Annotated in this window: 11 protein-coding genes; 7 read left to right on the forward strand and 4 right to left on the reverse strand. The window is 39.5% G+C overall.

Translation table 11 applies throughout. The features are described from left to right. Positions 1-109: 109 nt before the first annotated feature. Positions 110-526: a VOC family protein gene (locus GGQ60_RS20450; RefSeq protein WP_183767882.1), complete on the reverse strand. Its 417-nt coding sequence runs from the start codon at positions 524-526 to the stop codon at positions 110-112. Positions 527-649: 123 nt separating this feature from the next. On the opposite strand from GGQ60_RS20450, the gene GGQ60_RS20455 reads away from it, so the two are divergent. From GGQ60_RS20455 to GGQ60_RS20465, 3 genes are all read left to right on the forward strand, one after another. Then, positions 650-1561, forward strand: coding sequence for a UbiA prenyltransferase family protein (locus GGQ60_RS20455; RefSeq protein WP_183767884.1), 912 nt, complete (start codon positions 650-652; stop codon positions 1559-1561). Between the two features lie 124 nt (positions 1562-1685). Next, positions 1686-2318 carry a class I SAM-dependent methyltransferase gene (locus tag GGQ60_RS20460; RefSeq protein ID WP_183767886.1) on the forward strand — a complete coding sequence of 211 codons (633 nt, stop codon included), beginning with the start codon at positions 1686-1688 and terminating at the stop codon, positions 2316-2318. 68 nt (positions 2319-2386) lie between these two features. After that, the gene (locus GGQ60_RS20465) at positions 2387-3283 is read left to right on the forward strand and encodes an NAD(P)/FAD-dependent oxidoreductase (RefSeq protein WP_183767887.1); all 897 of its coding nucleotides are present in this window, start codon (positions 2387-2389) and stop codon (positions 3281-3283) included. 14 nt (positions 3284-3297) lie between these two features. Here the strand turns inward: GGQ60_RS20465 and GGQ60_RS20470 are convergent, their stop codons facing one another. Both GGQ60_RS20470 and GGQ60_RS20475 read right to left on the reverse strand, forming a co-directional pair. Further along, positions 3298-3462 (reverse strand): hypothetical protein, encoded by a 165-nt coding sequence (locus tag GGQ60_RS20470; protein WP_183767888.1) that lies wholly within the window; start codon positions 3460-3462, stop codon positions 3298-3300. A 202-nt stretch (positions 3463-3664) separates the two neighbouring features. Next, a complete protein-coding gene (locus tag GGQ60_RS20475) occupies positions 3665-5122 on the reverse strand; it encodes an amino acid permease (RefSeq protein ID WP_183767889.1) in 1458 nt (485 codons plus the stop codon). Between the two features lie 1033 nt (positions 5123-6155). Between GGQ60_RS20475 and GGQ60_RS20480 the strand changes: the two genes are divergently transcribed. The 4 genes from GGQ60_RS20480 (at position 6156) to GGQ60_RS20495 (ending at position 11378) form a co-directional block, all read left to right on the forward strand. Further along, positions 6156-6491: a PadR family transcriptional regulator gene (locus tag GGQ60_RS20480; RefSeq protein ID WP_183767890.1), complete on the forward strand. Its 336-nt coding sequence runs from the start codon at positions 6156-6158 to the stop codon at positions 6489-6491. A 17-nt stretch (positions 6492-6508) separates the two neighbouring features. Next, entirely contained in the window at positions 6509-8251 is a 1743-nt protein-coding gene (locus GGQ60_RS20485) for a PspC domain-containing protein (protein WP_183767891.1), read from the forward strand. A gap of 163 nt (positions 8252-8414) precedes the next feature. Then, positions 8415-10868, forward strand: a complete 2454-nt coding sequence (locus tag GGQ60_RS20490) for a TonB-dependent receptor domain-containing protein (protein WP_183767892.1) — start codon at positions 8415-8417, stop codon at positions 10866-10868. Positions 10869-11012: 144 nt separating this feature from the next. Continuing rightward, complete coding sequence (locus GGQ60_RS20495; protein WP_183767894.1) at positions 11013-11378, forward strand: hypothetical protein; 366 nt, start codon at positions 11013-11015, stop codon at positions 11376-11378. A gap of 266 nt (positions 11379-11644) precedes the next feature. On the opposite strand, the gene GGQ60_RS20500 is transcribed toward GGQ60_RS20495, so the two are convergent. Continuing rightward, positions 11645-14365: a DEAD/DEAH box helicase family protein gene (locus GGQ60_RS20500; protein WP_183767896.1), complete on the reverse strand. Its 2721-nt coding sequence runs from the start codon at positions 14363-14365 to the stop codon at positions 11645-11647. Between the last annotated feature and the right edge of the window lie 2 nt (positions 14366-14367).

Here is a 14367-nt window from a genome sequence, read left to right on the forward strand (position 1 = left end):
CGAAGTGAAGAATCCTTCACAAATAGTACGCTTATTAAGTATTAAGATTGCCTAGATGTATTAAAAGATCCTTCGCTGTGCTCAGGATGACAACAATGAGTAGAGGTACCTATTTAGGCTCCCATAACTCAATTTTATTGCCTTCAGCATCCATAATATGGACAAATTTTCCAAAATCATAAGTGGCCACTTCATCAAGTATGGTTACGCCGTTTTCTTTAAGCTTTTCTAATAGTGCTTCAAGGTTTTGAACACGATAATTGATCATGAATTCCTTTTTTGAAGGAGAAAAATATTCGTCACCTTTTTTAAACGGACTCCACTGTAATGTTTCAACCTCATCAGGATTGTTGATATTCCTGGAATCAAAACTCACTGATCCCCAGGCGTTAACTTCTACCCCTAAGTTTTTCGCATACCAGTCTTTTGTTTCCTTGGGGTTGTCGGAAAAAAAGAAAATGCCACCTATGCCGGTTACCTTTGGTGCGTTATCTGCACCTGGACTTAAGTTTTTTGAATCTTCCATATTGTTATTGGTTTATAATTTTTTTCGTCAATTTCTTTCTAACCCTAAGATAGCAGAAAATCAATTTTATTATTACCTTATTCAATTATATATCCGAAATTGCCTCACGAAAAACGGTAGCAAATGCTCGGTAAAATAATCAGGTTTATATTTTTTGGCAACTACTTTGTAGGGATGTTGGCAGTAGCGCTTACCCTCGAAGCCACCATGCAATTAAGGCTGCCTTTTAACTCGCTCAATTATTACCTGCTTTTGTTTTTGGCGCCTACCATTTATTATACCTACGCTTATAATAAAGTGTCTACAGCACCATCCGCTACCAATCCCCGCAATCAGTGGTATTTTAAGCATAAGAAATTCATCAATTGGAGCCAAGCCATACTCTTTGTCATTTGCATGCTATTGGCCATTAATCTGCTTTGCCAAAACTTTCGGCATATTCTGGCACTTCCACTTAGTTATTGGTTTGCAATTGCAGTTATCGTCATGGCAGGAGGTTTATACTATGGCTTGTTACCTAAGTCTTTCCTTAAATTCAATCTTCGCAATACCGGTTGGTTAAAGGCTTTTGTTATCGGTTTTGTTTGGGCATGTTGTGCCAATGTGCTGCCATTGATAATGCTTAAAATTGAAACAGGGGTGGGCTACCACGATTCCGTACTGTGGACCTGGTTGTTTATTAAGAACTGGATGTTCTGCACCGTAAATGCAATCATTTTTGATATTAAAGATTACCCAACAGATGCCAACAAGCACCTGCGGACTTTTGTAGTGCGATATGGCCTGAGGAGAACGATTTTTAATATTTTGATCCCGCTGTTAATTATCGGTTTAATCTCTTTAGGCATATTTGCCAGTTACAAGGGCTTCCGGATACCGCAGGTTCTGTGCAATGTGCTGCCGTTTATATTAACCATTTACGTGGCTTATTCCATGCACAGGAGAAAAAATATACTCTATTATCTGATGGTTATTGATGGATTGATTTTGTTCAAGGCCATATGCGGGATGATAGGAATGCAGTTTGTTCATTAATCAGAAAGACTAAAGCAGAAGAACTAAAGCGCATTTACATTCAAGATATTATCTTGATCCTTAATACTTGATCCTCAATACTTGATACTTAATGCCTGATCCTCAATACCTGATACTAAATACTATGAACAACAACTACGATAAAATAGCCGCCTATTACGATACCTTAAGCCGTTTGGTGTTCTTTAAATCGCAGGTTAATGCACAGGTCAATCAACTTCAGTATCTTCCAAAAGATGGGTCAGTTTTAATTGTTGGTGGCGGAACAGGATGGATTTTGGAAGAAATTGCCAAAGTACATCCGGGTGGTTTAAAGATTGTTTACGTAGAAATATCGGGTAAAATGATTGCGCTTTCTCAAAAACGGAACTATAAAAATAACGCTGTTACATTTGTGAATATTGGTATTGAAGATTTTAAAACCGATGTGTCGTTTGATGTGATTTTAACGCCGTTTCTTTTCGATAATTTTGCTGAGCAGCGGGCTGCAAAAGTATTTGAACTCTTAAATACATACCTGAAAAATAATGGCCTGTGGTTTTTAGTCGATTTTTCGCTCCAAAACAACAATGGAAACTGGTGGAAATTGCTGCTGCTCAGATCTATGTATGGCTTTTTTAAATTACTCAGGATTGTAGAAGCCAATCAGCTAACGGATATGAACCCTTACTTTTTTAATGCAGGTTACCAGATTTTAGAGTTGCGTTCTTATTACCGCGGCTTCATAAAAGCAGCCATTTTTAAAAAAATAAAATGACATTTATTTAATGCATCTATGTTGCATTTAAAAACAAAACCCGGATCTTTGTTTTAAAAGATAAGAACATGGATTTTGATGTCATTATAATCGGCGGCAGTTACGCAGGCTTATCTGCCGCATTAACTTTGGGCCGTTCAACCCGGAATGTTTTGATAGTAGATGCCGGCAAGCCGTGTAACCGGCACACCCCACATTCACATAATTTTTTAACGCACGATGGCGATCGGCCGGCTGATATTGCTAAAGCTGCAAAGGCAGAGGTACTGAAATATCCAACGGTAAAGTTTTTGGAGGGAAAAGTTATTTCGGCCAGGCGAATAGATGCAGGTTTTACCATAGGTATAGAAAATGCCGGAAGCTTTACAACCCGGAAAGTCTTACTCGCCACTGGTTTAAAAGATACGCTGCCAGATATTAAAGGCTTGGCAGCATGCTGGGCCATTTCTGCCATACATTGCCCTTATTGCCATGGTTATGAAGTAAAAAATGAAAAAATAGCGTTGTTAATGAACGGTGATCATGCCTTCGATATGGCTAAAAATCTTCACCTTTGGAATAAAGATTTAACCATTTTAACCAATGGAAAATCCGGATTTACTGCCGAGCAGTCCGAAAAACTGAAATCTAAATCGATTAGCATTTTAGAAGAGGAGGTTATTGAATTGAAACATCAAAATGGCCAGCTCCAGCATATTGTTTTTAAAAATGGCGGGAAGAGAGCTTTTAAAGCAATTTATATTAAACCCGAAATAAAACAGCACGTAAACTTTAACGAGCAGCTTGGATTTGAATTGACAGATCTGAAAACGATTAAGGTAAATGAGCAGCAGCAAACTACTGCAAGTGGCGTTTATGCTGCAGGAGATTGCACAACCCTGTTTAGGTCACTATCCTTCATTACAGCCACAGGAACTATGGCCGCCGTGATGATTAATAAGGAGCTTATTTCTGACGATTTTTGATTCCTCATCAGAAATTAAAATAAAATTGCACCGATAATGGTAAGAATAAACATCGCTGCCATTACGATTCTATCAGCAGTGATCCATTGCGCCCTGGTAAGTGGTGCTGCAATTTTTTTTACGGTTTCAGCTTTGTGCCTCGAAAGCCTGAAAACCGATGTGTCTAATTTAATAATCATGGGATAATGTTTAAATAAGGTCGACTTGATTAGGGCAAATCCCAAGCCAAAAAACTAGAAAAATGTTAAATTGTGGATAACTAACATTTTTTTCTTAATTAATTGATATTTATACGGTTGTAAATACTGCGTACCATTAAAAAGGCGACCAGGTTTGTATGAAATATCCAACAGCCCGATCGCCAAATGTGTATAGCCATGTTTATTCTAGACGACCGTTTTGTTCCGGTGTTGTATTTAATTTACTGTTTTTCCTGCCATAGCAGAAATAAATGGCTAAGCCAATAATTAACCACACCGCTAGTCTAACCCAGGTTTCCCAAGGTAAAAATACCATCATGGCAATGCAGGTTAAAATACCTAAAATAGGGATTAAGGGTACCAGGGGAACCTTAAACGGGCGTTTGGCTTCAGGATTTGTTTTTCTTAAAATCAGGATGCCCACACAAACCATTAGGAAGGCCAGTAAGGTACCAATGCTGGTCATTTCACCAACAACATTCATCGGTACAAATGCGGCAAAAAGACCAATAAATAAGCAAAGAATAAGATTTGATTTATATGGCGTTTTAAATTTTGCATGTACATCAGAGAACATTTTTGGTAATAATCCATCTTTACTGATGGAATAGAACATCCTCGATTGTGCCATTAAATCGATCAGGATTACCGAAGTATAGCCGATCAGAATGGCCAGGATAATGGCCTGACTTAACCAGGCATAAGGCGTTTTTTCGATGGCAATGGCTACGGGTGCACCGCTATTGGCAAATTCTTTATAATTGGCCAGTCCTGTCATTACATGGCCGAATAATCCAAATAAAACGGTACAAACCAATAGCGAACCAATAATGCCGATCGGTAAATCTCTCGATGGGTTTTTGGTTTCCTGGGCCGAAGCCGCCACAGCATCAAAACCTATAAACACGAAAAATACCAGACCCGCACCACGTAATACACCACTCCAGCCAAACTGGCCAAACGTTCCGGTATTTTCAGGGATATAAGGATGATAATTTGCAGGGTTTATATATTGCCAGCCTAAGGCAATAAAAACCAAAACTACGCCCACTTTAAGAAATACAATAATTCCGTTTACAATGGCTGAGCCTTTTGTGCCGCGTATGAGTATGGCCGACATCAATACCACAACCAGTGTTGCGGGGATATTAATAATGCCATTAACGGTGGTACCATTGGCCAGTTTAGCGGTTTCGAAAGGGGATAAGGTTAACTGCGGAGGAAGATAAATGTGCAGGCTTGCCAGGAACTTGGTTAAATACTGCGACCAGCTAATGGCCACTGTGGCACAACCTACAGAGTATTCCAATACCAAATCCCAGCCGATGATCCAGGCAAAAAGTTCGCCCATGGTAGCATAAGAATAGGTGTATGCACTTCCTGCAACCGGGATCATGGAGGCGAATTCTGCATAACAAAGTGCTGCAAAACCACAGCCTAATGCTGCAATTATAAACGATAGGGTTACCGCGGGTCCCGAATAATTAGCCGCTGCCAAACCTGTAATTGAAAATAAACCTGCACCCAGTGTGAGGCCAATGCCAATTAAAATCAGGTTTACGGGGCCTAAGGTTCTTTTAAGCGCACCTTCGCCGCTTTCGTTTGCTTCAGCAACAATGCTGGCAATAGATTTTTTCATTAAAATAAGTTAATTACGCAGCAAAATTATTAAAATATATTAAATCTATAGTATTTATATATTAATTCCGCTAAGCCCAAACATACTTATGTACCGCCTGACTTTAGCGGTCACAAACAATTTTTTGAAAACGTACCTGCTGCTTTTCATAGGTACTGTAGTTCCGCCATCGCTTGTAGTCCTCTCCCGATGAAAAATCGGGATGTGGGCTACCCGCTCTGTCGGGTTTATTTACAAAGGGTCGTTCTGGCATTATCCCCAAACCGTAAATAGGAATGCCAACCTTTTACACCTTAAACCTGATAGCGCCAGATAGCTCCCGATTTTATCGAATATTTTATAAAGGATATCTAAATCGGGACTATAGGTAACAACAGAACTACAAGAGGTGAAGAACTACTGAGCTCAACTTAAAAATAACACTTATACCAATCAATTTTTTCTTGTCCTGGCCGGACGGGCTTCTTTCTTTTTGGCAGCAAAAAGAAACAAAAACTGCCGGCTGAAAATTTATTCATCTGTTTTTTTAGCCTTCAGCAGCATTCATGAGGGCTTCGCCGTTTTCTTTTGAAGGCAGTTGTGTGGCTAGAACAGTGCAGCCCAAAAAATTTGTAAGGCCGGATTAGCGTAGAACGGTGATGCAATACTTTGGTCTTGCTGGATCGAAAAATATAATTAATTAAGATATTTCCTTAATCTTTATTGGCATTTAATTTTCTTCCAAAGAATGGCAGACCCTTGTTGCATAAACCTGATAGAACCAAATAGCTCCCGATTTTATCGAATATTTTATATTTAAGGTGTATCCAAATCGGGACTATAGGTAATAGCAGGACTGCAGAAACCGAAGTATTACAAGGCCTTGCTTTTTTAAAAAAAAGATTAAAAACCTTTAATTTTTACGGAATTATTTTGAAATCACAAAATTTAATTAAAAATTATTGGTCTGATAATCAGTTGTTTATGAATTTATTTTGGTTTTGTTTAGTACTATGTATTGCATGGTAGTTTATAAAACATATATCTTTGTATTATGATAGCAGAAAATACGCAAACACAAATGCGGAAGGGAATTCTGGAATACTGTGTTTTATCAATCATCTCGAGGGGCGAAATCTATGCCTCTGATATCATTGCCGAATTAAGGTCGGCAAAACTGTTGGTGGTTGAGGGCACACTATATCCATTATTAACCAGGCTTAAAAACAATGGTTTGTTAAGCTACAACTGGGTAGAATCTACCTCAGGCCCGCCCCGTAAATATTATACCTTAACCGAAGATGGTCGGGGTATTTTATCACAATTAGATCAAACCTGGCAGGAACTGGCCTATGCGGTAGGGGTTTCGCAAAAAGGTGCCAATTCATAATCATTAGTAACAAAGAAATGGAAAAGACCATCATCATAAATATAGGGAACACGATTATTCATATTGAGGAAAGTGCCTACGAACTCTTAATGGTGTACCTGAACGAGGTAAAACACTATTTTGCCAACCATGCCGACGACCTGGAAATTGTAACCGATATTGAAAACCGGATTGCAGAACTGCTGACCGAGCAGCTGGAAGAGCAGAAAAAACAGGTTGTAGATTCGGCCAATGTAAATTCGGTAATTACACAGATGGGCCGCGTGCAGGATTTTGACACGGCTGAAGAAAGTGAAGAAGAGCCTGTAATCAACACCGCCTACCAGCACCAGTATGCAGAGAAAAAACTCTACCGCGATATGGACGACCGCGTGATAGCGGGGGTTTGCGCCGGCATTGCGCATTATGTAAATGCTGATGCAAAATGGATCAGGCTGGCAACGGTACTAACCGTTTTCCTTGGCGGATCTGGTATTTTGGTATACGCCCTGCTATGGATCATCATGCCGAAAGCAAAATCGCGGATAGAGAAGATGGAGATGAAAGGTGAACCTGCCAACCTTCAGGGTTTCCAAAAGAACCTGGACGAAGAGTTGCAGGCGGTTAAAGAGCGTTTGGGCGAAGTAAATAAACATGCACAACCGATATTTGCCCGGTTAGGGATTTTTATCGGCGAATTTTTCGAATGGATTGGCCGCTTTATATCGGGTTCCGGAAAGGTAATTTTTAAAATAATCGCTGGTTTTATCGTGGTATTTGGCGCACTCTTTTTACTGGCACTTATCATTGGTACAGCCATATTCCAGGGGTTTTGGGATGCAAGTATTTATGAATATTTCCCATTCTCCATTGTTAATGAAAGTAACAGGGGCATCATTTTGTTCGGTGCATTTATTGTACTTTTTGTGCCGGTTTTGGCTTTGGTCTTATTCTCGATCAGGATTGCCTTTAACAAACAGGCTACCCATAAAACACTTTCTTTTGCTTTATTGATTATCTGGCTGGCAGGCGTGGCAGTAACGGGTTACCAGGTTGCCAAGATTTTGTCGGAATTTAAGCAGCATGCAGAGTTAACCCAAACAACCGACCTGAAAACATACCCGGTTTATACCATTAATATTGACAAGAGTAAATATTTCAGTAAAGAAGATAGCGTGACCTATCACATTGATGCGAACAACCGCCACCAGATCGTAGTTGATGATTTTGAAGACGGGCCATTTGTTGCGCCGAACCGCATCCGTATTGATATTGACAAAAGCGAAAGCGGCGTAACCCGTTTAACACAGAAATATGAATCGCAGGGCAAAACCTTTCAGAGTGCATTGCAAAATGCGCAGAACATTAGCTACAATTATGTTGTGAAAGATTCAGAACTGATTTTTAGTCCGAGGTTTCAATTGAGAAAGGGGACCATTTGGAGAAACCAGGAAGTAAGGTTAACTCTCGAAATTCCGGTGGGTACCAAATTAATTTTAAAGCAGGATGCTTACCGCTACGTGAATAATTACTGGACCTGGGAGTGTAACGACAGCGAAAATGACCATAACGATTCCAGTATATGGATTATGACGGATGATGGTTTGAAATGTGTTGCCAAATTAAAGGAGGAGGCCCTAAAAAAACAAAAGCTAAAGGGAGAGCTGTTCGATCTGGAATTGCTGCAAAAGAATAAACCTACTGATACCATTTATCAGGACTCTGTTTCAAACAGGATTAAAGAAGTTAAAGAAGAATTGGGCATTGAGCCTGAAAAATAGTCCTAAAACCGGCCATTTCATTTCGAGCGGAGTACAACGTAGTGGAGAATTGCCAAGTGCTTAACCAAGCAAAAGCTATGCGGGCAGGTTTTTCCCTGCCCAAACAAGCGGGCATTTCGTTGCACTTCGGTCGGGATGACGATCATACTTAGAAGAAGAAACCATGAAAACATTATTTACGCTGCTTGCATGCCTGCTGGCATGTGGGGCTTCTTTTGCTCAAAAATTAAATAAAATCAGCGGTAAGATCGTTGATGATAAGGCCGTTCCGGTATCGTTTGCCCTTGTCAGGGTGCTGAATTATCCCGATACCACCGTGGTGAGAAATGCCTCGACCAATATTGACGGTGAGTTTAGCATCGACCAGTTAAAAAGTGGCGATTATGTACTTTCGGTTTCGATGGTGGGCTTTAAAAGCAAAAAGACAGCAAAATTTTCGCTTAACGGAGATTTAAATATGCCTGTTATCAGCATCGAAAGTTTAACCAGGCAGTTAAAAGAAGTGAGTGTGCAGGCTAGAAAACCTTTTGTTGAACACCAGATTGATAAAATGGTGCTGAATGTAGAAAACAGCATTGTTTCGTCCGGCAGTACTGCACTCGAAATTTTGGAAAAAGCACCGGGCGTGCAGATCGACAGGCAAAACGAACAGATTTTATTGAACAATAAATCAGGAGTGATGGTGATGATTGATGGAAAGAACAACTTTTTGTCGGCATCCGACTTAACAGTTTATTTAAATAGTTTAAACAGCAGCCAAATTGCAACCATTGAAATTATTACCAATCCATCAGCCAAATATGATGCTGCGGGTAATTCAGGTATTATCAATATTAAACTGAAAAAGAATAAGGCATTTGGTACAAACGGAAGCATTTCTTCAACCTATCGCAATGCGATAAGGGCTAATCTGCCAACCAATGTTTATGGATCGGAGCTCAACTTCAATTTAAATCACCGGGTAAAGGAGTGGAATTTTTATACCAATGCAAATGCATCAAAAAATAATAACTTCTCCAATTTATTTTTAGACCGGTCCACCAATTCAAACGGTTTGCAGAGCTTATTTAATCAAAACTTTCAAAAAATTTATACCGGATCGCGCCTGGCTGCAAAATTGGGTGCAGATTATTTTGTGAGTGATAAAACTACGATCGGGGTGATGTTAGATGGCAGCACAAGTACGCGTAAACTGGATAATTTCTCTCAAACATTTATAACTGAAGCTAAAGCTGATGCGGTAAATAAAAATTCGTTAATCCAATATTCTGATGCCAATACGCCAAACAAAAATTATAGCCTAAATTTTAATCTCAAACACGATTTTAAAAAGGAAGGTGCAAGCTTAAATTTTGATGCCGATTATTCTGGCTTTGATTATTCAGGACTGGAAAATTTTAATGCCAATTTTTACGATGCAAAAGGCGCTCTTTATAATAATACCATAATTAGGAACAATAGTAAGATAGCGATTGATATTTATGCCGCAAAAACTGATTTTACCTGGCCAATATCAAAAAGTACAAAGATCGAAACAGGTTTGAAAAGCGCTTATGTTAAAACCAATAACGATTTTCTTTCATCATCCCTGATCAATAATGAATGGCAGAATATAGTAGGGCAAAGCAATAACTTTATTTATAAAGAAAATGTAAATGCAGCTTATGCAAATTTATCTAAAGATTGGGGCAAGTGGCAGCTTCAGGCAGGTTTGCGGGCTGAGTATACGCAATCTACCGGAACATCGGTAACGAATAATACCGAGACAAAACAGCATTATTTATCGTTGTTTCCAACTGTTTTTGTTAATCAGAAAATTTCAGAAAGCAGTAATTTACGCTATTCGTACGGCAGGAGGATAGACCGGCCAAATTACCAGCAACTTAATCCTTTTAATTTTTATATGGATCCTTATACCATCGCGCAGGGCAATCCTTATTTAAAGCCTCAGTTTACGAATAATTTCGAAGTGAGTTATAATTATAAAAGTGGATTATCATTTTCACTGGGCTATTCAAAAACAAAAGATCTCATTTTAGACAGTAAAACCGCACAAAACGACAGCACCAGGATTGTTACGGTTGGACAGGGCAATATAGGCAGCGGACAATATTATACAGCAGGTTTATATTTCCCGCTTACCATTGCCAAATGGTGGAGCCTGCAAAGCAATTTTAACCTTTTTTATAATAAATTTAAAGACGATAACCTGGAAGGAGCCCCTTTTACATTGAGTAAAGTAATGTATAACTTTAACATTAACAGTTCTATAACCTTACTCGATAACTGGACTTTTGAAACCAATTTCTGGCTAAATTCGCCACGTGTGCGCGGTATAGAACGGACCACCATTTACCAAAAGGCCTTAAATATGGGTGTACAAAAAAGTTTCTTAAACAAAGCTTTAAGACTCAGATTAAATGTTGATGATATCTTCCAAAGCAACTATTGGAAAGGAACGCTCGATTATCAGAATGTGAATTTAAGGGTGCAGAACAATTATATCAGCAGAAGGGCTTCATTCAGCATCAGTTATAATTTTGGTAACCAGAATTTAAAATCGAACCAAAACCGTAAAACAGCAGCGGATGATATTAAAAACAGGGCAGGAGGCTAAGGCAGTTTGCAGTCTTTAGTCGGCAGCCGGAAAGCCAGAGGACTAAAAGTTGGGAGGCAATTAAGCGATTAAAACAATTAACCCAATGAACTAATGAACCAATTGACAAATGACCAATTTAAACAATTAACCATTTAACCCATAATGATGAAAAATATCTTTTACAGTATTGCAATTTTAGCTGCTACTTTAAGTTTTGGATGCCATAGCAGCGGCGGTTATTTATCCATCAGTACAAAGGATACAAGCAGCTCATTTAAATTTGAGGCGAAGTATGCTGATGGTAAAACTGCTAAACTCGAGAAATATCTTGATAGTGCATTGAACAATGAACTTCCATTGGATCAGCATATCGATCTATTGGTAAACTTAAACGGCAGCGATAAATTTAACCTGAAAGCCACAAAGGGCTGGCTCGAAATCAGCTTCGATAAAAGGAATAGTTCTTTGGCTAGTTATATGAAAGTGAAAAAACTTACTGAGGGCATTAAAGGTAAGTTGATGGAATAATTGTATGTTAAGCGCATGGCGTAAGGCGTTTGGCAATTATCCTTTTGCGATATGATTTTCGGTCTCCCGACTTCGGACTTTTCACTTTTCAACCACAGAGATCGCAGAGAAAAAGCACAGAGGACACAAAGTTGTATAGTCTTCGACTCCGTTCAGACTAACAATTTATGGAGAAAAATCTGCCAATAGCTGTATAATCAGCGGGCAATTAATATTGTCATTCTGAACGGAGTGAAGAATCTTTGCGAAAGATTTTAGAATTAGCTTTACTTCCACTTGTTTACATGTTCTACTTTGTTCTGGAACTGTGCGGCCAGCGATTTCATCCTTGACTGCAAAATAAGTTTTCGGCCTTCGATGGTCCTGGTAAAAATTAAATCGCAAGAACCTACATGGTGTTCCCATTGGTTTTTAAAATGTTCTGCAAGATTTTTATTTCTGCCAATGAGCTCGGGTACGGCATGATAATCTTTCTGTTTGATAAACAGCATAAACTTGTTCCGCCTGATTATTACATAACGCGGATTATCGATAGGTGCAACCACCTCCTGCAGTGCGTTAATAAAGATAGATTTTTCGAAAGTTGTTCCTCCTTCCAAATGGCAAAAAACAGCACCATATTTATCTATACTGCTGTCTACATAAATTTTTGAAGCATCGGTTTTGATTGTCCCGGTTTTAATGAGTGAATTTAGCAGTGCTTCACCAATTTGCCGGATATCTTTTGAAATATCCTTGTATTTAATGTAGAGACTCAGGGTTTTGTAGGTTAAGCCACCGAATAAGATAATCCCTAAAGTTCCGATAATTGCCAAAATGATATAGAAATCGTTAAGTGATCTGAGGTTTCTAGCCGCCCTTAGAAAAATTTCGAGGCTTTGTAATCCAAATCCGGCCAAGCCCGAAAACAAAGTAGCCGAAAGGTAGGCAATGGTTTTATTCAGATACATCGCTTTCACTTCCTGGTAGCCAAGTTCCTCTGCAAATGGTATTTTTATTTCTTCAATCAGGTTTACACCACCTTCGAGCGCCAGTTTCCAGCGTTCTTTTAAATTTTCCCTGTTGGCGGCATAGCTGAACATTTCATCGTTCTTTTTCTCTGCTTCGTTTGGCAATACAATATTTTCGGGTAGGTTTAGCCGGTTCAGTCCATTTTCTATTCCAGGTTCTTCCTTAAAAGAAACACCAACGAAACCTTTAAAGCGCCTTTTCAGTAAATCAAGGTCATTTCCACCGGTTTCGGCAGTGGGATCTATGGTCACAAGATGCCAGATGTTTCCGGTTTTACCTGCATTACCTTGCTGTGTTCTAATGGCCCTACCGCGCATCTGATTTGACGAAACAAAGGAACCTACAAAGCTGGCGAGTACCAGCGAATTGATGGCAGGTGCATCCCAACCTTCGCCCAATAAGGACTTTGTGCCGATGAGTACCTCAATTTCCCCTTCCTGAAAAATTTCGGTTACAATATGGATCAGGTCGTTCTTAAGCTGTTCGGTTTGCTCAATGATGATATAGTTCTCGTCGTAAGTCAACAGTGATAAACTAATTTTTGAAATGCTCTTTTTAGCCGCTTTTGTTTCGAATGCACCGGAGGCTGTTTTTGGTATTATAACCATAGAACCGGTGAGTACGCCTATTTTTTTATCGTTGTGGTTTTCGCGCCTTAGTTTTTCAAAAATTGGAATTACGCCCATTTTGGTAAGCTCGAGTTTATTCTCCGGTGCGTTTACGTAAAATTCCCCGCGGATGTAATCAGATAAGATTACCATCCTCAATTGATGGTTAAGCTGCTTAAACTCGAAATCGACAATTTTGGAGATACCGGTTAGTTTGCTGACACTGGAGGTTAAAAAGCCTGTAATACGCTTACTGTTGGAAAAATCGATCTGTCGTTTTTCCATCGCACCACAGCGCCTCAACTTATTTTCGAGTTGTTTACGATGTTCATCAAAAGGTTTAAAATGCTCCTTTTCCTGATACATATAGAAATCTAGGAGTTTTTCCATCCAGTGGTAATCAAGCGGAGGGATTTCAGGTTTATCATTACCGATCACCTCGGTATGCAGCTCGTGAATTTCCCGTCCGTTCGCATGTAGAAAGATTAAACAGGCAGAGTAACAGGCCAGATTGGTATAGATCCATTCGAGGTGTTCGGTTGGGTGTACCCAGATCGGATGATTTTCAATCGCCGTAATAATCGTTTTATCCTGCCTGATTTCGTGGAATAACTGTTCTATGTTCTCCCTGAACTGCTCAATGTTTTTATTCTCAGCTTCGGTAGGAAAGGTAAAGTGCACATAATCCTGGTGTGGACATAAATCGCCTTCTATTACTAGTTCGGGAACCGATATTTCGGTATCAACCGGACCGTTAAATTCGAGGTATCGGAACCACTCTGCCGGGGTAACATCATAAGGAGGGGTTGCTGTTAAGCCAACTGTAATGGGATCGAGTTTTTCTTTTAACCGGGTTAGGGTTTGCCACCATTCGTTTTTTAAATGATGGGCTTCATCAACCACAATGGTATTAACCTGTTGTAATTTTAAACCATTTACAATATTATCAAGATTTGGGTTTGATGATTTTAAACTTTGTTCGGCGTCTTCCTCTTCTTCTGTTTCTCCCTCTTCCTTTACGCGCAGGTTATTACATGCTGCATGCAGACCCTGAAAAGTTACCACCGTTAAAAACCTTGGATTTCTGATGTCTTTCGAAATCCAGTCTGGCACGGTTTCAACCTGAAGAAAAAGATCACAGAAACGCTGTATCCATTGGTTTCGTATAGCAATGGTTGGGGCGAGGATCAGTGTTGGTTTGTTTAAGCGGATAGCTACTTCGAGTCCCAAAACCGTTTTACCCGAGCCCGGTGGCGCAATAATATGCAGGTGCCGGTTGGCAATATAATCATCTAATTGATCGAGAACCCGTTGCTGATACTTTCGCCAACCGGATGCAAATTTTATTTCTTCAGGATAGGAGGTCAATT

The sequence above is a fragment of the Pedobacter zeae genome (assembly GCF_014196715.1).
Taxonomy (GTDB): Bacteria; Bacteroidota; Bacteroidia; order Sphingobacteriales; family Sphingobacteriaceae; genus Pedobacter; species Pedobacter zeae.

Coding starts and splice junctions, on each gene's coding strand:
- GGQ60_RS20450 (WP_183767882.1), bottom strand. CDS start 526: ATGGAAGATTCAAAAAACTTAAGTCCAGGTGCAGATAACGCACCAAAG.
- GGQ60_RS20455 (WP_183767884.1), top strand. CDS start 650: ATGCTCGGTAAAATAATCAGGTTTATATTTTTTGGCAACTACTTTGTA.
- GGQ60_RS20460 (WP_183767886.1), top strand. CDS start 1,686: ATGAACAACAACTACGATAAAATAGCCGCCTATTACGATACCTTAAGC.
- GGQ60_RS20465 (WP_183767887.1), top strand. CDS start 2,387: ATGGATTTTGATGTCATTATAATCGGCGGCAGTTACGCAGGCTTATCT.
- GGQ60_RS20470 (WP_183767888.1), bottom strand. CDS start 3,462: ATGATTATTAAATTAGACACATCGGTTTTCAGGCTTTCGAGGCACAAA.
- GGQ60_RS20475 (WP_183767889.1), bottom strand. CDS start 5,122: ATGAAAAAATCTATTGCCAGCATTGTTGCTGAAGCAAACGAAAGCGGC.
- GGQ60_RS20480 (WP_183767890.1), top strand. CDS start 6,156: ATGATAGCAGAAAATACGCAAACACAAATGCGGAAGGGAATTCTGGAA.
- GGQ60_RS20485 (WP_183767891.1), top strand. CDS start 6,509: ATGGAAAAGACCATCATCATAAATATAGGGAACACGATTATTCATATT.
- GGQ60_RS20490 (WP_183767892.1), top strand. CDS start 8,415: ATGAAAACATTATTTACGCTGCTTGCATGCCTGCTGGCATGTGGGGCT.
- GGQ60_RS20495 (WP_183767894.1), top strand. CDS start 11,013: ATGATGAAAAATATCTTTTACAGTATTGCAATTTTAGCTGCTACTTTA.